This is a genomic window from Actinomadura harenae (genome assembly GCF_003696215.1).
Lineage (GTDB): Bacteria > Actinomycetota > Actinomycetes > Streptosporangiales > Streptosporangiaceae > Spirillospora > Spirillospora harenae.
In genome coordinates this window covers 67,175-82,859 of sequence record NZ_RFFG01000016.1, presented here as the reverse complement: position 1 = coordinate 82,859, position 15,685 = coordinate 67,175, and the positions used below count along the sequence as shown (strand labels likewise).

The following is a 15,685-nucleotide window of genomic DNA, read 5'->3' as shown; positions in this document are numbered from 1 at the left end:
TATCTGTCAACCAGTATTATGAGGACGTGACTCGGAACGTTCGCACCTACGACCACTTCTGCCTGGTCGCACGCGCCCTGGAACGTGTCGGCGACCGGTGGACCCTGCTGGTGATCCGCGACCTGCTCACCGGCGCCAAGAGGTTCACCGACCTGATGGAGCGCCTCGGCGGGATCACACCCAAGACGCTCAGCCAGCGCCTGCGCGAGCTCGAGGACAACGGAATCGTCGCCGCCGACCGCGAGCCGGGCCGGCGCGAGGTCTGGTACCACCTGACGCCGGCCGGGGCCGACCTCGGACCCGTCATCGACACGCTCGGGCAGTGGGGGCTCCAGCACGCGTGGCGCTGGCCCCAGGCCGGCGAACCGCTACACGCCGAGCACCTGCTCCGCGCCATCGTCCAGGGCATCGACCTCGCCACCGCCGACCACGAACCGACCCGCTGGCACTTCCGGCTCGACGGCACGGACTACCTGCTCGAAAGCGACGGCCACCAATGGTCGCTGACCGCGAAGACCGCACCCGCACAGGCGGACGTCACCATCACCGCGACCACCGAGTCCCTGGCCGCCTACGTCTTCGCCCGCGCGGACCGCGACGTGGACATCACCGGCAAGCCCGAACCCCTCCAACGATTCCAGCACCTGATCAGCACCCTGCCCGCCACCGTGCGCCCCGCCGAGGACGGCCAAGGCGAGACCACCTGAAAGACCGCGAGTGCGAACGGGTGATCGGCTCAGGACTCGTGTACGTGCGACCAGCCGCAAAGTAGCTCTGCGTGATGACGGCGACGATTCGCGTGCTCAGAAATGACCGATGTGAGAATGGGCGGACCACGGCCCGGTGTCCGCCCATTCTCGCCCCTTCGGGTCCTGGGCAGCTGTTCAGAACCTCGGTCGTGTGCGAACGACTTCCGCATCGGCAAGAGCCGGCTACGTAGGCGATGAGACCTGCTCGGAGGCCTTCTTCTTGTGGGGCAGGAGGAAGGAGGCGGCAAGGGTGGCGGCGAGCAAGAGGAGGCTGGCCCAGAGGGTGGCGCCGTAGGCGGTCGTGTAGCGGTCGAGAGCCGGACCGCTGTGTCCTGTCAGGCGGCTGAAGAAGACCGTGCCGATGACGGCCACGCCAACGGAGGCGGCGAGCTGGGCGACGGTGTTGAACAACCCGGAGCCGGAGGCGGCGTGGACGGCCGGGACTTCTTCGAGGGTGAGCTGAGCCAGGGGGGCGACGGTCAGCCCCATGCCGGCGCCGCCGACGATGACGCCGGGAAGGAAGGCCAGAACGCCGGTGTCGTGGGTGGCGTCCGTGGCGGTTGCTGCGAGCAGGACGAATCCTGCGGCGAGGACGACGATTCCGATCTGGACGGTGGTGCGTCCGAGGCGGGGCAGCAGCACCGCTGCTCCAAGGCCGGCGGCGACGGTGGTGGCGATGGGCCAAGGCAGGATCGTCAGGCCCGCCTTCATGGGGGTCATGCCGAGGCCAGGCTGGAGCAGCTGCATGAAGGTGAGGAAGAAGCCCATCACCGGCAGGAAGAACAAGAACTGCACCAGGAGACCACCGCCGACCGAACGGATCCGGAACAGGCCGGTCTCGATCAGCGGGGAGCGACTGCGGGCGGACAGGGACCTCTGGTGCCGGACGAAGACGGCGAGCACGGCGATGCCCACTGCCATGCTGGGGTACGTCCACAGCGGCCAGGGGCGTTCCGCACTGCCTTTGATCAGCGGGTAGAGGATCAGGACGAGGCCCGCTGCGGACAGGAGCATACCGACGGCGTCCAGTCGCGGCCGGGTGGCGCCGCGCGCCTCCGGCAGAACCATGAGGGCGGCGGCCAGGGCCAGAGCGCCGACGGGGACGTTGATCCAGAAGACCGCGCGCCAGCCTTGGCCGAACCAGTCGGCCTCCAGCAGAGCGGCGCCGAGAATGGGACCGGCGGCGGCCGCCAGTCCGGACAGGGAGGAGAAGGCCGCCATCGCGCCGCCGCGCTCATGGGGTGCGTACATCACCTGGATCTGCGAGAGCACCTGGGGGACCATCGCCGCCGCGAAGAGGCCCTGGACGATGCGGGCGACCACCAGCGCCTCGGCTGTCGGAGCGCCGCCGCACAGGGCGGAAGCGATGGTGAAGCCGGCGATGCCCACGAGGAAGGTGCGTTTGTAGCCGAAGAGGTCACCGAGCCGGGCCCCGGTGATGATGCCGAGGGCGAAGGCGAGTGTGTAGCCGGTGAGCATCCACTGCAGTTGCGCCGACGAGGCGCCGAGGTCGTTTTCGACGGACGGGAGGGTGATGTTCACGATGGTCACGTCGAGCAGGTCCATGAAGCTCGCCAGCAGGATGACGACGAGCGCCACGGTGCGGCCCGTGCCCGTGACAGGTGTGGGGGCGGGGGATGTCGTGCCGGTGGACACGGGAAGCCCTCCTGTTCATGGTTGTCGCAGCGCGTCGCTAGACTAGCTGCAAGATTAAGTATCTGAATCGCGAAGATAAACGGGAGTGTGGATGTCCGTCAACCCGAAGGGTGGGCGACTGCCCGCAGCGGACTCGGAGTCGGCCGCGGACGGAGGGGTGGCAGACCCGGCCGGCCGGATCATCGAGGCCATGACCGACCTCGCAGGAGCCCTGGGCCGCTTCAACGACCTGATCGCCCAGCGTCTGGGCATCGCCACGACCGACTTGCTCTGCCTGCACGTCCTCAACCGCGCCGGAGCCTCCACCGCCGGTGCACTCAGCACCCAGCTGGCACGCACCACCGGCGCGGTCACGCACATGCTCGACCGTCTGGAGAAGGCGGGCTACGTGCAGCGCATGCAGGATCCCCAAGACCGTCGGCGCGTGTTGGTCGAGGCATCCCCTGAAGGGCTGGAGCGGATCGCGGCCCTCTACGAGAGGCTCGACGCCCGCAGTCGACAAGTCATGGCCGCCTTCTCCGGCGAGGAACTGGCTACCGTTCAGACCTTCCTGCAGCGCAACTACGAGGCCACCGTGGAGGAATGCGACCGCATGGTCTCGTAGCGGGGCGTCGCGCCATCGCCCCCTTGATCGACGACAGGTATCGCGCGCACCTGGTCGGTGGCCGCCCTCGGTGGCGCCTCGGTTGACGTCGACGTGACTGTTCCCAATGCCAACTCAAGCCCCCTGTGTCCGCCCTCTTGTGGCCACCGGCCCGCGCCGGAGGGGCGAAGCGCCTTGAATGATCGTTGTGAACAGTCGGGCAGAGCGCGGAGTGGAGCTGGCGCGGCGCGGTTGGGCCAGCGCGCGGGAGCGGCGTGCGAGTCGGCCGTTGCGAGTGCGGCCGTTGGCAGCGGGGTTGTGGATGCTGCTTGCCGCCGGGGCTGCAGCTACGGCGATCTGGCTGACGACCGCGTGGCTGCTGGAGGTCGCCGACGGTGCCCAAGCGGGGACCGAGCGGGCCCGGATCCGGGTGGATGCGGTCCGCACCGGGCTGGCCGCCGGTGCCGGCGCGGGTGCGGCGGTCGGGTTGATGCTGGCGTTCCGTCGGCAGCGTCATGCAGAGCTCGCCACCGCGCTGAACGAGCTGGACGCCGCCGAACGGCGCCAGGACGCGATCGAGCGCCGGGTCACCGAGCTGTACAACGCAGCCGCCGAGCAACTCGGCTCCGACAAGGCCCCAGTGCGCCTCACCGCTCTGTACACACTGGAGCGACTTGCCAACGGCAACCCCGGACACCGGCAGACGATCGTCAACATCATCTGCGCCTACCTGAGGATGCCGTTTCCAGTTGAGCGACCGGAGCCCGAGGTCTCGGAAGAGGAACTGGCCTCCCTCACCGCACCCGACCGGGTCACCTTGACCAGCGCCGGCCATGCCCGTGCTACCGATTGGGAGCAGGAACGCCATGTGCGCCTGACCGCCCAGCGGATCCTGGGCGCGCGGCTGCGCCCCGCCACTGACCAGTTCTGGGCTGACATCGAGCTCGACCTCACCGGCGCCACACTCATCGACTTCAGCCTGTTCGACTGCCGAGTCTCCCGGGGTTTCTTCCACTATGCAACGTTCACCGGCGACACCCTCTTCAGCGGCGAGTTCAGCGGCGACGCTGAGTTCCATGGCGCCGGCTTCACCGGAGGCCTGGTCGGCTTCGTCGACCTGACATTCGGCGGCGGCGCGTTCTTTGGTCGCACGACCTTCACCGGCCACGCCGTGTTCGGGGAGACGAGATTCACCGGGCGCGCCCTGTTCTCAGACGCCACCTTCGCCGGCGACACGACCTTTCGCGGTGTGACCTTCGAGGCCGACATCCATTTCCCTGGCGCGGACTTCCAGGGCCGAGCCAACGCTTTGGAAGGCATCATCACGGTGTCCGACACCGCCCTCGTGCACCAGCTCCCTCCGCATTGGCGCATTGAACCCGCCGAGGGCACAACGGGCACCATCGTCCAAGACCCGGCCCCTGGCAGCGGTGGCTGACGACGCCGTGCAGCCACACCTGCCCATACCCCTGCAAGAAGCAGATCCTGCGGTCCTTCGTCGCCGGCTCAGATCGGGGCTGAGGATCGCTTATGGGGCGATCGGGGCACGGGACTCGGGGTTCAGGTTCGTGGTTGGCGCGGAGAGGGTGTGGAGGTCGGCGAAGGCTTGGAGGAGTTGGGCGTCCAGGGTTTGCGAGGGGTCGTCGATCCAGGCCTGGACGGCTTGATGGAAGACGGCCCATCCGGTTTTGGCGGCCAGGACGGCCAGCCGGTCGGCGACGCCGCGCTGTCGTAGCGCGTCCGCCACCGCGTCGGTGAGGGCCGCTGATTTGGCCAGGTCGCGTTCGCGGAGGGCCGGCGTTTCCGCGATGACCTGCATTCGTGGTTCGGCGAACGAGCGGTTGTCCTCGAGGATCCGTTCGGCCTTGCGGAAGGCGCCGAGCAGCACGTCGAGCGGCTGCAGGTCATCGGGGGCTTCGGTCACCGCCTGCGTCAGTGTGGCGCGGAGGCCGGCCTCGCCGTCGAAGAGCACTTCGCGCTTGTCCGGGAAGTGCCGGAAGAACGTGCGCTCGTTGACGCCGGCCCGGGCGGCGATCTCGGCCGTGGTGGTCTGGTCGAACCCGTGTTCCCGGTACAGGTCCAAGGCCGCCTGCTGAAGGCGGCGGCGCGCTTCGGCTCCGCTTCGTGGCACGTCCTGAGGATAGTGCATATGTCAGTCGCTGGCCTCACTTGACGCCAGCCACTGACGCTACTTAATGTCAGTGACTGGCGCTAAGTAGCGCCAGTCACTGGCGATAGGTGGGAGATCCACATGCATCTCTTTGTCACCGGCGGTTCCGGCCTCACCGGTCCCGCGATTGTCTCTGAGCTCATCGCGGCAGGTCACAGCGTTACCGGCCTGGCACGTTCGGACGCCGCCGCCGCGCGTCTGGAGGGACTGGGGGCCACGCCGCACCCCGGCTCCCTGGACGACCTCGACAGCCTGCGCAGCGGCGCCGAGGCCGCCGACGGTGTTCTGCACATGGCCTTCGGCGGCGACTTCTCCGACCCCGACGACATGATGAGGCGCGACCGGACCGCGATCGAGACGCTCGGCCGTCCGCTGGAACACTCCGGCAAGCCCCTCGTCGTCACCTCGGGCACCCTGGTCATGCCCACCGGCCGGGAGGCCACCGAGAAGGACGAACCCGACACGTCCGGGATCGCCGCCTTCCGTATCGCGGGAGAGCGAGCCTGCCTGGACTTCGCCGCCCGGGGAGTGCGCGCGAGCGTGGTCCGGCTCGCCCCGACCGTTCACGGCCCGCACGACCACGGATTCATCCCGATGCTCATCGCCACCGCACGGCAGACCGGCGTCTCGGCCTACGTCGGGGACGGCACGAACCGCTGGCCTGCGGTGCACCGGCTCGATGCAGCGGTCCTGTTCCGCCTGGCAGTGGAGAAGGCACCGGCGGGCAGCGTGCTGCACGGAGTGGCCGAAAGCGGCGTCACCCTGAAGAGCATCGCCGAGACGATCGCCCGTGTCCTGGACCTGCCCACGGTCTCGCTCACGCCTGACCAGGCCGCCACGCACTTCGTGAACCCGTTCATGGCGACCCTTTACGGCATCGACGGGCCCGTCAGCAGTGCTTACACCCAGGAGCTGCTCGGCTGGACGCCCACCCACCCGTCCCTACTCGAAGACATGGAGCACGGCGATTACCTGACCACGCCGATCTCCTGACTCCTCTCGCGGAGCTCGGGGACGTGCGCTGTCCGACCAAGATCATGAGTGGACGGGTACGGTCGGGACGGTGGCTTCCGTGGAGACGCCGCTGACCGCGGCCATGCGCGCCGCCGTCCTGACGGAGTGGGGGCGGCGCATCGAGGACGAGCCGACGCGCCTGCACGGCGGCGAGGAGTCGGCGGCGTACCGGGCCGGTGACCTCGTCATCCGGATCGGACCCTTGGGGTGGAGCAGCGCCGAGGCCGAGTGGTGCCACGCGGTCGCCGCCCATGCGGCGGCGACCGTGCCGGAGGCGGTCGCGCCCCTGCGCACGCGCGGCGGGGCCACGGTCGTCCGCGTCGACGGGCGGCCCGTGTCGGTCTGGCCGTTCGTCGAGGGGGAGTGGCCGGGCATCGGCGAGGAGTCGATGCGCCGGGAAGGGGCGCGGCTCCTCGCGCGGCTCCATCGCGGCCTGGCCGATTTCCGGCCCCCGGCCCGTCCGGTGGCGGGGTTTCTGGAGGGCGGTCTGGACGGCGAGCCGCCGCAGGACGTCCCCGACCTCGCCGATCCGCAGCTCGACCGCTGGCTGCTGGAGTTCCATCGCCGCCGGTCGCTTCGGCATCCGCTGCACGGCGACTACTACGTCGGCAACACGCTCGCCCGGGACGGACGGCTCGTCGCGGTCCTGGACTGGGACACGGCCATCGTCGGCGCACCCGAACTGGAGGTCGCGGCCGTCGCACTGGAGTGGACCGACGAGTACGCCGCGACCCTCGAGCAGCGCCGCCGCTTCGTCGACGACTACCTCGAGGCGGGCGGGACGGCGGGCGCCATGGACGACGAGACCGTCGCCCAGCTGATCCGGCACCGGCTGCGCCGCGAGGCCGCGTGCTACGAGCAGGCGCGCCGCCGCGGCGACCGGTTCGACGACGACTACCTCGACTACCACCGCCGCCGCATCGACGCCTTCTTCGCCCTCCGGCCCTGAGGTGTGCTCGCACCGCGACGCGCGCCCTCGTGATCGCTGTTCCGTCGAGCGGGTGCCTCAGGTCTGGTCGGCCGTCTGCTGGTATCGGCCTGTCGATAGTGACCAGGTCAGGTTGCCGCGCATCCATGACTGCAGGCCGTCCAGGTAGCGTTCCAGTTTCTTCCCTGCCGCTGTGCGGTGGCGGAGGTCGCGGTAGGCGGTGACTTCGTCGTCGTGCATCCTCGCGGCGAGGTCGATGGCCTCCTGAATGCCGCCGCCGTCACGGCGGTGCAGCAGCGCGGGCAGGTTGACGGGATGGTTGCTGCGGGCCGCTTCCTTTTCGTAGGAGTGGATGTCGTTGGCCCAGCAGACGACGTTGACGGCTTTGGTGGTCAGCGCCTTCACGTCGTGGCGGGCCAGCTCGGCGGCGTCCAGTTCGAATCCGCCGACGACATCGATCAAGGCCAGGCAGGTCGGTACCGCGCCGGTATGAACGCGCATGGCGGCGTATTCCTCGACGGTGGGCCACGCCGCATCGGCCCTGTTGGCGGCCTCCCAGACCTGGGCGAACCAGTAGCCGAGCACGGAGGTGACGAACCGATCGACCTGCGCCTGGCTCGCGACCGCCTCCAGCCGGTGGCGCAGGTCCCGGAGCGCCGCAGTGAACGCATCGTCCTCGGGCACCTGCGTTGTGGGGTCCTGGAGGATCCGCAGGTACGACGCCAGGGTCCGGGCCATCAGGCCGGGATGCATGCCCGCCTCGGATTCCTCTGAGCGGACGTCGTCGAAGGCGAACAGCCACATCTGCCAGTCGGCGTGGAGCTGCACCAGCTCCCGATCAGCGTGTGGTGTCGTACTCGAGGCTTGCCAGCCGATCCTCGATCGGCCGAAGCGTCCGCGTACGGCGGGGTCGGTGATGAGGCCGAAACCGTCGAGCCACTTCAGTGAGGTGCGATCGATCTCCGCTGCGTCGGGATGGACATGGTCGGGGAAGGGGCAGTACAGCGGCGGGATCCTCAAAGCCGGTCGCATGGCGCTCCCGTTCGGGTCACGGAAGGTGCCCGATCCCTGGTCTCGCGATGTCATGTGGCCTCTCAGCGGTCAGAGCCCCCACGGTGGTGTCGGGGCTGGACGATCATCGGCATCCTGTCCGGCTTGGGCAGCACCGCCGGCCTGGCGCGGACGGTGGTCCCGGGGACGAGGTCGAGTCGGTGCCTGACGACGATGGCGGCCAGGGTGATGACCGTCTCGTCCCAGGCGAAGGTGTCGCCGATGCATTTGTGGACGCCGGCGCTGAACGGGAGGAACGTGTCGCGCCGGGCCGGCCAGCGGCCGGGGTCCAGTCGGTCGGGGTTGGGGAACACCTGAGGGTCGCGGTGCAGCGCGTAGTGGCTGTAGGCCACCTCGGCGCCCGCGGGCAGATGGGCGCCGCCAAGTTCCACCGGTGCGGTGGTGCGCCTGATGAGCAGCAGGAACGAGTGCAGGCGGGTGACCTCTTTGAGGAAACGATCGGTGTAGTCCAGCGCGGCCACCTGGTCCGGTCCGACCGGCCGGAGGCCGACGACCGCGTCGACCTCGTCCTCGACCTGTTCGCGGATCTCGGGGTGGCGGCTCAGCTCGTGGAAGGCCCAGGTCAGGGTGGTGGCGGTGGTCTCCACCCCGGCGTTGAGGATCGTCACGGCCTGGTCGCGGATCCACGAGTCGTCCATCGGTCTGCCAGTGGCCGGGTCACGCAGGGTGAGCAGGAGCGTCAGCAGATCCTGCCGGTCGCCGGGGTCGGCGCGGCGTGCGGCGATGATGTGATCGATGATGCCGTGCACGGCGTCGGCGGCGGCGTCGAACCTGCGGTTGAGCGGAAGCGGCGCGGCCGACAGCGACGGCGGCAGCACGGCGCGCATGAGGGCGCCTTGACCGATCACCGGCACCAGACGGGCGAGTTCCCGAGCGTGGGCCCGGTCGAGGCTGTGGGAGAACATCGCCTGGGTGAGGTTGGTGATGGCGAGGTGGTACATCGCCTCGTCAAGGGCGACGCGGTCGCCGGGATGCCAGGACTCGGCCAGCTCACGGGCATTGTCGTTCATGAGCGTGGTGTACCGGGCGAGCTGTGCGCGGTGGAATCCCGGCTGCATCAACCGCCGGTCCGTGTGGTGCCGCTCCCCGTCGGAGGTCACCAACCCCTCGCCGAAGACCGCCCTGGCACGCTGGAATATCGTCCCGCGCTCGAAGCTGCCGGATTGGGTGACCAGGACCTGGTGGACCAGGGCCGGGTCCGTGGCGAAGTACAGCCTCATCCGCCCCAGGTCGACGCGGACCACCTTCCCCGCGAGGCGCAGGTCCAGCAGGAACTTCATCGGGTCGCGCCAGAGCCGCCAGGCGTGTCCCAGTAGCGGTAGTCGGCCAGGCGCCGAGGGCGTTGCCGATATCGAACCCACGACGTGGTCCCTTCCAGTTGTCGGTGAGACAGCGGCCGCTCGACGAGCGGTGCCGATGCCAAGCCCCTTTGCCGGTCACCTTCACCATCACGTCCCGCCCCCGGCAGCAATCACCGCACGCCAATCAGAACTGGACACCTTTCGCACTCGTCGGCCTGGCAAATAGAGCACCAGGTCGACGCCCGTGAGTGGCTAGAGGGCTCCGAATGCCTCGCATGCCTTCCGCACCCCTTCGCCATAGGCGGGGTCGGCCTTGGCGCAGTTCTCGATGTGCTTGTCGACCGTCTGGCGGCGTGCGCCCTTGATCGCCCGGGCGGTGTTGTCGTACAGGGCCTGTTGCTCCCGTGCGTCCATCAGCCGGAACAGGTCGCCGGGCTGGGTGAAGTAGTCGTCGTCGTCCTCGCGGAAGTCGAAGCGGTCGGCGGTCGAGCCGATGGCCTGGGCCGGGTCCGCGTAGGCCGGCTGCTCGGCCCACCGGCCGAAGGTGTTCGGCTCGACTCCGGGGACTCCGCCCTGGTTGCCGTCGACGCGCATCGCCCCGTCGCGATGGTAGGTGTTCACCTGCCTGGCCGCCCGCGGGTGGTTCACCGGGATCTGGTGGTGGTTGACCCCGACCCGGTACCTGGCGGCGTCCCCGTAGGAGAACAGTCTTCCCTGGAGCATCTTGTCGGGGCTGTAGGAGATGCCGGGGACGAGGTTGGCCGGGGTGAAGGCGGCCTGTTCGACGTCGGCGAAGTAGTTGTCGGGGTTGCGGTCGAGCTCGAACTCGCCGACCTCGATGAGCGGGTAGTCCTTCTTGCTCCACACCTTGGTGAGGTCGAAGGGATGGAAGCGGTAGGCGGCCGCGTCGGCCTCCGGCATGACCTGCACGTACAGGGTCCATTTCGGGAAGTCGCCGCGTTCGATCGCTTCGAAGAGGTCGCGGCCGTGCGACTCACGGTCGTGGGCGATGACGGTGGCCGCCTCCTCGTCGGTCAGGTTCTCGATGCCCTGCCGGGTGCGGAAGTGGAACTTGACCCAGTGCCGCTCGCCGGCCGCGTTGATCAGGCTGAAGGTGTGCGAGCCGAAGCCGTGCATGTGCCGGTAGGACCTGGGGATCCCACGGTCGCTCATGATGATGGTGACCTGGTGCAGGGACTCGGGCAGGTTCGTCCAGAAGCCCCAGTTGTTCTCCGGGTCCCGCAGGTTGGTGCGCGGGTCGCGCTTGACGGCCCGGTTGAGGTCGGGGAACTTCAGCGGGTCGCGGTGGAAGAAGACCGGGGTGTTGTTGCCCACCACGTCCCAGTTGCCCTCTTCGGTGTAGAAGCGCACCGCGAAGCCGCGGATGTCGCGCTCGGCGTCGGCCGCGCCGCGCTCTCCCGCGACCGTCGAGAAGCGCGCGAACATCTCGCACTCGTTGCCGACCCTGCTGAAGATGGCCGCCTTGGTGTACCGGGAGATGTCGCGGGTGACGCGGAACGTGCCGAACGCGCCCGCCCCCTTCGCGTGCATACGCCGTTCCGGGATGACCTCACGTGCGAAGTGGGCGAGTTTCTCGATCAGCCACAGGTCCTGCAGCAGAATCGGGCCTCTGGGCCCGGCGCTCAGGCTGTTCTGGTTGTCGGTGACCGGCGCTCCGGCCGCCGTGGTCAGCGGCTCGGTGTTCTCCTTGAACGCCATTAGTTCTCCTTTTGGCATGGCATGGCAGGGGATGTCGTGTCAAGTGGTCGTGCAGGAAGGGCACAGGCCCCAATAGGTCACTTCGACTTCGGTGATGGTGAAACCGTGGACGGCCGACGGCGTCAGGCAGGATCCGTCGCCGGTGGCGCAGGCGATGTCGGCGATGACACCGCAGGCGCGGCACACCGCGTGATGGTGGTCGTTCTCCATGCGCAGTTCGTACCGGGCAGGTGGTCCGGCCAGCTCGACCCTGCGGACGAGCCCCGCAGTGTCCAGCGCCGCGAGCACGTCGTAGGCGGCCTGCACCGATATCGCACCGAAGCGCTCGCGTACGGCGCAGATGATGAAACCGGCGTCGGCATGCGGGTGCTGTTCCAGGACGCGGAGTACGGCGACGCGCTGCTTGGTGACCCGCAGTGAGGCGCGGCGCAGCCGTTCCGAGAGGTGCTGGGCGGCCGTTCCCGGATCGGGCCCGAGCGGGCTCATTCCGGCCAGGCGTTGCCCTGGACGATGTCGACGAAGTCGGTTCTGGTGAACGAGGGGTCGAAGCGGGCCAGGACGTCGTCGTTCATGGTTCCGAAGGTGGTGTCCGGCCGGTCGGCCATGCCCTGGTAGAAGGCCCGCAGGATGCGGTTCTTGAAATCCGGGCGGGGATGCGCCGCGACGACCTCGTCCCGCTGCTTCTCGGTGATCTCGTCCAGGTCGAGCCCGAGGACGTCGGTCTCGACGCCCAGGGTCACCACGGCGACCTCCGGCGCGAGGTGGAGGGGCACCTCAGGTGTCGTGTGGAGGGCGATCGCCAGCCAGACGTCGCGGGCGTCCCGTTCGGAGCGGCCGTGGTCGAGCAGGAAACCCCGCGCGGCCTCGGCGCCATCGAGTTCGAACCTCCGGTTCTTGGTGGCGTAGGACGGCGTCAGGCCCAGGTCATGGAACAGCCCACCGACGTAGGCGAGCTCGGGGTCCACCTGGAGCCCTCGCGCGGCCGCCTTCAGCGACCCCCACAGGAAAACCCGGCGAGAATGGTGGAAAAGCGTGTCATCGGCCGCCTCCCTGACGAGTGTGGTGGCCTCGCGGACCAGTGCGGTGTCGGGAATGGCGATTCCCGCGATACTTTCAAACACGGAGTCTCCTCGAACTGCCGATGAATTGGATTGACTCCAGTCTCACCGGCGGTCCGACGGCGGCCCACCGCGCGAACGGACGGCTCTCCCACAGATCCGGACCTCAGGAGGAGCGAAGACGATGGCGGCTGCCCGGCAGGTCGTGTTCGTCGTGTTCGACGGCGTGAAGATGCTCGACGTGGCGGGGCCCGCCGAGGTGTTCATCGAGGCGAACCGGTTCGGGGCCGACTATTCGGTCGGCTATGTCTCGCCGTCCGGGCAGCCGGTCCAGTCGTCGGTCGGAATCCTGGTGCCCGTCCAGGAAGCGGCCGTTCCCACCCCGGACACGGTCGTCGTGGCCGGGAGCGACGCGCTCGCCAGCCGCCCCATCCCGGCCGGCCTGATAGCGACCATCCACCGGCTGCACCCCCGCGCCCGCCGACTCGTGTCGATCTGCACCGGCTCGTTCGCGCTCGCGGCGGCCGGGGTGCTGTCCGGCCGGAGCGCCACCACCCACTGGCGGCACGCGCAACTCCTGGCCCGCACCTACCCGGACATCAAGGTGCAACCCGACGCGCTCTTCGTCCAGGACGGAAACGTCTTCACCTCCGCCGGGGTCTCGGCCGGCATCGACCTCGCGCTCGCCCTCGTCGAACAGGACCACGGTCCCGACCTCGCCCGAAACGTCGCGCGCAGTCTGGTGATGTTCATGCAACGGCCGGGAGGACAGTCCCAGTTCTCCGCGCCCCTCGACATCCGTGCGCCCCGCACACCCAGCCTGCGGACCATCATCGACCTGGTCTCAGCACAGCCGGCCCTGGCCCACACCACCCCATCCCTGGCGGGCCTCATCGGAGTGAGCCCCCGCCACCTGACCCGCTTGTTCGCCACCGAACTGCACACCACGCCAGCCAGATTCGTGGAGCAGATACGGCTCGATCACGCGAAGGCACTCCTGGACGCCGGCCACGGGGTGGCCGAGGCCGCGCGGGCCGCCGGATTCGGAAGCTCTGAGACGATGCGCCGCACCTTCGTGACCCGCCTCGGGATCTCACCGAGCCACTATCGAGCCCGCTTCCAAGTCACCGGACCGGGCAATCGAACCTGAGGAACGGCGGGCCTGAAGGCTGCCCCTCTGAGGGGTGCCGTTGAGCGTCCGACGCCTCTACCGCATCGCCGAGCTCCGCGCGGCCGTCTGCTGCGCTCGCTGTCCAGGGGTGGCGGTTGGGGCCGTGAAACGAGCGGTCGGCCGGCGACCCCTTTCCCGGTGTTGTGGCGTCTGCATCGGTGTCCGTCACGGCATCGGCAAGGAGAACAGCAATGGGAAAGATCGTCGTCAGTGCGAACGTCTCGCTCGACGGGGTCGTCGAGGACCCGACCGGCGAGGAGGGCCTGAAGGGGCGGGCCTGGTTCCGTCCGGACGAGTCCCCGGACGGCGCGGCGTGGGCCGCGGACGAGCTCAGGGAGGCGCGGGGCATCGGGGCGCTGCTGCTCGGCGGCCGGACCTACGAGTGGTTCGCCGAGCGGTGGCCGTCCCGGACGGGTGAGTGGGCCGACCTGCTCAAGGCCGCGCCCAAGTACGTCGTGTCCACGACCCTCACCGAGTTCCCCTGGGCCAACGCGACCCTCCTGAAGGGTGACCTGGCGGACGGGGTCGCGGCGCTGCGGCGCGAGGTGGACGGCGACGTCTTCGTCTTCGGCAGCGGCCGGCTCGTCCGCTCGCTGATGGAGAACGACCTGGTGGACGAGCTGCGCATGAAGGTCCACCCGGTCGTCGTCGGGACCGGCGAGCGGCTGTTCGGCGCGTCCGGCGTCAACCGGGGCCTGCGCCGCGAGGACACGCGGATGATCGGCGACGGCATCGTCCTGCTCACCTACCGGCCCCTCCGGGACGCCTGAACCCCGCGTCGAGAACAGCGCCCCCGCCCGGCGGGCGGGGGCGTTCGGCCTGACGAAGAGAGGAAACGACCATGTCGTCGAGAGAGCGGTGGCTGCTCGCGCTGACGGCCACGGCCTCGCTGATGATCGCGCTGGACGCGCTGGTCGTCACCACGTCCCTCCACGCGATCGAGCTGGACCTGCACGCCTCCATCGCCGATCTCGAATGGACCGTCAACGCCTACACGGTTCCGTTCGCCGTGCTGCTCATGGCCGGTGCCGCGCTGGGCGAGCGCCACGGCCGCAGGCAGGTCCTGGTCGGAGGCCTCGTCCTGTTCGGGGTCGCGTCGGCCGGGTGCGCGCTGGCGCCGAACCTGGGCTGGCTGATCGCGGCCCGGGCCGTCCAGGGCGCGGGCGCCGCCGCCGTGGCCCCGACGTCCCTCGCGGTCCTGGCCGCGGCGGTCGGGCCCGAGCGACGGCCGCGCACGCTGGGCCTGTTCGCCTCGATCACCGGGCTCGCGACCGCCGGAGGGCCGCTCGTCGGCGGGGCGATCGTCCAGAACCTGACCTGGCAGTGGATCTTCTGGGTCAACGTGCCCATCGCCGTGGTGCTGGTCCTGGCCGTCCTGGCGCGGATCGACCGGGACGCCGGGTCCCCGCGCGCGCTCGACCTTCCCGGGATCGCCCTGATCAGCGGGGCCGCGTTCGGCCTGGTCTGGGCTCTGATCAGGGCGAACGGCGTGGGATGGGGCAGCGTCGAGACCCTCGGGGCGCTCGTCGGCGGCGCGGTCGCGCTCGTGGCGTTCGTCGTCTGGGAGGTGCGCGGCGCGGACGCCCCGCTCGTCCCCATGCGCTTCTTCGCGGCGCGCGGATTCTCCGCCGGGAACTCGGCCGGCTTCCTGCTGTTCTCGTGCACGTTCAGCGGCGCGTTCTTCTTCGCCCAGCTCCTGCAGATCGTCCTGCGGCACAGCCCGCTGACCACCGGGTTGCTGCTCCTGCCCTGGACGGTGACGCTGTTCGTCGTCGCGCCGGTGGCGGGCGCGCAGATCACCAGGGTCGGCGCGCGGACGCTCGTCGCGGGCGGCATGTTCCTGCAGGCCGTCGGGTTCGGATGGGTCGCGCTGATCGCCGGGCCCGGGATGTCCTACCCGCCGTTGGTCCTGCCGTTCGCGATCTCCGGGGTCGGGCTGTCGATGGCGATCCCGGCGGCGCAGAGCGCGGTCATCGGCGCGGTCCCGCCCGCGGCGATCGGCGCCGCCTCGGGGACGTTCAACACCGTCCGGCAGCTCGGCGGCGCCTTCGGCATCGCGATCACCACGGCGGTCTTCACGGCCACGGGCGGGCTCGGTTCCGTCACGTCGTTCGCGGACGGTTTCACTCCGGCCATCACCACGGCCGCGGCCCTCGCCCTCATCGGGGCGGCCATCGGCCTCACCCTCCCGCGCCGTACGCCCGCGTCCGGCGCCCGCGCTCCGGAGCCGTCCCAGCGAACTCCGGCAGCCCAGGACGCCTGACC

Annotated in this window: 15 protein-coding genes; 8 read left to right on the top strand and 7 right to left on the bottom strand. The window is 69.6% G+C overall.

Annotated features, from left to right (window positions below; genetic code table 11):
- Positions 1 to 26 precede the first annotated feature (26 nt).
- A complete protein-coding gene (locus tag EBO15_RS45215) occupies positions 27 to 707 on the top strand; it encodes a winged helix-turn-helix transcriptional regulator (protein ID WP_199744476.1) in 681 nt (226 codons plus the stop codon).
- Positions 708 to 932: 225 nt separating this feature from the next.
- On the opposite strand, the gene EBO15_RS11665 is transcribed toward EBO15_RS45215, so the two are convergent.
- A complete protein-coding gene (locus EBO15_RS11665) occupies positions 933 to 2,405 on the bottom strand; it encodes a DHA2 family efflux MFS transporter permease subunit (protein ID WP_122194362.1) in 1,473 nt (490 codons plus the stop codon).
- A 91-nt stretch (positions 2,406 to 2,496) separates the two neighbouring features.
- Here EBO15_RS11665 and EBO15_RS11660 point away from each other — a divergent pair, with 91 nt between their 5' ends.
- Together EBO15_RS11660 and EBO15_RS11655 are read left to right on the top strand one after the other, a co-directional pair.
- Entirely contained in the window at positions 2,497 to 3,009 is a 513-nt protein-coding gene (locus EBO15_RS11660) for a MarR family winged helix-turn-helix transcriptional regulator (RefSeq protein WP_147481457.1), read from the top strand.
- 301 nt (positions 3,010 to 3,310) lie between these two features.
- Complete coding sequence (locus EBO15_RS11655; RefSeq protein ID WP_147481456.1) at positions 3,311 to 4,426, top strand: pentapeptide repeat-containing protein; 1,116 nt, start codon at positions 3,311 to 3,313, stop codon at positions 4,424 to 4,426.
- Between the two features lie 90 nt (positions 4,427 to 4,516).
- Here EBO15_RS11655 and EBO15_RS11650 read toward each other — a convergent pair whose 3' ends face one another.
- Entirely contained in the window at positions 4,517 to 5,119 is a 603-nt protein-coding gene (locus tag EBO15_RS11650; RefSeq protein WP_122194404.1) for a TetR family transcriptional regulator, read from the bottom strand.
- Between the two features lie 120 nt (positions 5,120 to 5,239).
- On the opposite strand from EBO15_RS11650, the gene EBO15_RS11645 reads away from it, so the two are divergent.
- Positions 5,240 to 6,151: an SDR family oxidoreductase gene (locus tag EBO15_RS11645; protein WP_122194359.1), complete on the top strand. Its 912-nt coding sequence runs from the start codon at positions 5,240 to 5,242 to the stop codon at positions 6,149 to 6,151.
- A gap of 70 nt (positions 6,152 to 6,221) precedes the next feature.
- Positions 6,222 to 7,121 (top strand): phosphotransferase, encoded by a 900-nt coding sequence (locus tag EBO15_RS11640; protein WP_122194358.1) that lies wholly within the window; start codon positions 6,222 to 6,224, stop codon positions 7,119 to 7,121.
- Between the two features lie 57 nt (positions 7,122 to 7,178).
- Here EBO15_RS11640 and EBO15_RS11635 read toward each other — a convergent pair whose 3' ends face one another.
- The 5 genes from EBO15_RS11635 to EBO15_RS11615 form a co-directional block, all read right to left on the bottom strand.
- Entirely contained in the window at positions 7,179 to 8,132 is a 954-nt protein-coding gene (locus tag EBO15_RS11635; protein ID WP_147481455.1) for a terpene synthase family protein, read from the bottom strand.
- A 62-nt stretch (positions 8,133 to 8,194) separates the two neighbouring features.
- Positions 8,195 to 9,532 (bottom strand): cytochrome P450, encoded by a 1,338-nt coding sequence (locus EBO15_RS11630; protein ID WP_158628191.1) that lies wholly within the window; start codon positions 9,530 to 9,532, stop codon positions 8,195 to 8,197.
- A 192-nt stretch (positions 9,533 to 9,724) separates the two neighbouring features.
- Positions 9,725 to 11,191: a catalase gene (locus EBO15_RS11625; RefSeq protein WP_122194355.1), complete on the bottom strand. Its 1,467-nt coding sequence runs from the start codon at positions 11,189 to 11,191 to the stop codon at positions 9,725 to 9,727.
- A 39-nt stretch (positions 11,192 to 11,230) separates the two neighbouring features.
- Positions 11,231 to 11,677 (bottom strand): Fur family transcriptional regulator, encoded by a 447-nt coding sequence (locus tag EBO15_RS11620; RefSeq protein ID WP_122194354.1) that lies wholly within the window; start codon positions 11,675 to 11,677, stop codon positions 11,231 to 11,233.
- Positions 11,674 to 12,312, bottom strand: coding sequence for an HD domain-containing protein (locus tag EBO15_RS11615; protein WP_122194353.1), 639 nt, complete (start codon positions 12,310 to 12,312; stop codon positions 11,674 to 11,676). Before EBO15_RS11615 ends, EBO15_RS11620 begins: the two co-directional genes overlap by 4 nt.
- A 121-nt stretch (positions 12,313 to 12,433) precedes the next feature.
- Between EBO15_RS11615 and EBO15_RS11610 the strand changes: the two genes are divergently transcribed.
- From EBO15_RS11610 to EBO15_RS11600, 3 genes are all read left to right on the top strand, one after another.
- Positions 12,434 to 13,399: a GlxA family transcriptional regulator gene (locus tag EBO15_RS11610; RefSeq protein ID WP_122194352.1), complete on the top strand. Its 966-nt coding sequence runs from the start codon at positions 12,434 to 12,436 to the stop codon at positions 13,397 to 13,399.
- 212 nt (positions 13,400 to 13,611) lie between these two features.
- On the top strand, positions 13,612 to 14,190 hold the full coding sequence (locus tag EBO15_RS11605; RefSeq protein WP_122194351.1) for a dihydrofolate reductase family protein: 579 nt from the start codon (positions 13,612 to 13,614) through the stop codon (positions 14,188 to 14,190).
- A 71-nt stretch (positions 14,191 to 14,261) separates the two neighbouring features.
- The gene (locus tag EBO15_RS11600) at positions 14,262 to 15,683 is read left to right on the top strand and encodes an MFS transporter (protein ID WP_122194350.1); all 1,422 of its coding nucleotides are present in this window, start codon (positions 14,262 to 14,264) and stop codon (positions 15,681 to 15,683) included.
- The last annotated feature ends 2 nt before the right edge of the window (positions 15,684 to 15,685 follow it).

Bases quoted from the DNA above. Each gene is read 5' to 3' on its own strand.
- EBO15_RS11655 (WP_147481456.1), top strand. From the start codon at position 3,311: ATGCTGCTTGCCGCCGGGGCTGCAGCTACGGCGATCTGGCTGACGACC.
- EBO15_RS11635 (WP_147481455.1), bottom strand. From the start codon at position 8,132: ATGCGACCGGCTTTGAGGATCCCGCCGCTGTACTGCCCCTTCCCCGAC.
- EBO15_RS11610 (WP_122194352.1), top strand. From the start codon at position 12,434: ATGGCGGCTGCCCGGCAGGTCGTGTTCGTCGTGTTCGACGGCGTGAAG.
- EBO15_RS11625 (WP_122194355.1), bottom strand. From the start codon at position 11,191: ATGGCGTTCAAGGAGAACACCGAGCCGCTGACCACGGCGGCCGGAGCG.
- EBO15_RS11645 (WP_122194359.1), top strand. From the start codon at position 5,240: ATGCATCTCTTTGTCACCGGCGGTTCCGGCCTCACCGGTCCCGCGATT.
- EBO15_RS11605 (WP_122194351.1), top strand. From the start codon at position 13,612: ATGGGAAAGATCGTCGTCAGTGCGAACGTCTCGCTCGACGGGGTCGTC.
- EBO15_RS11620 (WP_122194354.1), bottom strand. From the start codon at position 11,677: ATGAGCCCGCTCGGGCCCGATCCGGGAACGGCCGCCCAGCACCTCTCG.
- EBO15_RS11600 (WP_122194350.1), top strand. From the start codon at position 14,262: ATGTCGTCGAGAGAGCGGTGGCTGCTCGCGCTGACGGCCACGGCCTCG.
- EBO15_RS11660 (WP_147481457.1), top strand. From the start codon at position 2,497: ATGTCCGTCAACCCGAAGGGTGGGCGACTGCCCGCAGCGGACTCGGAG.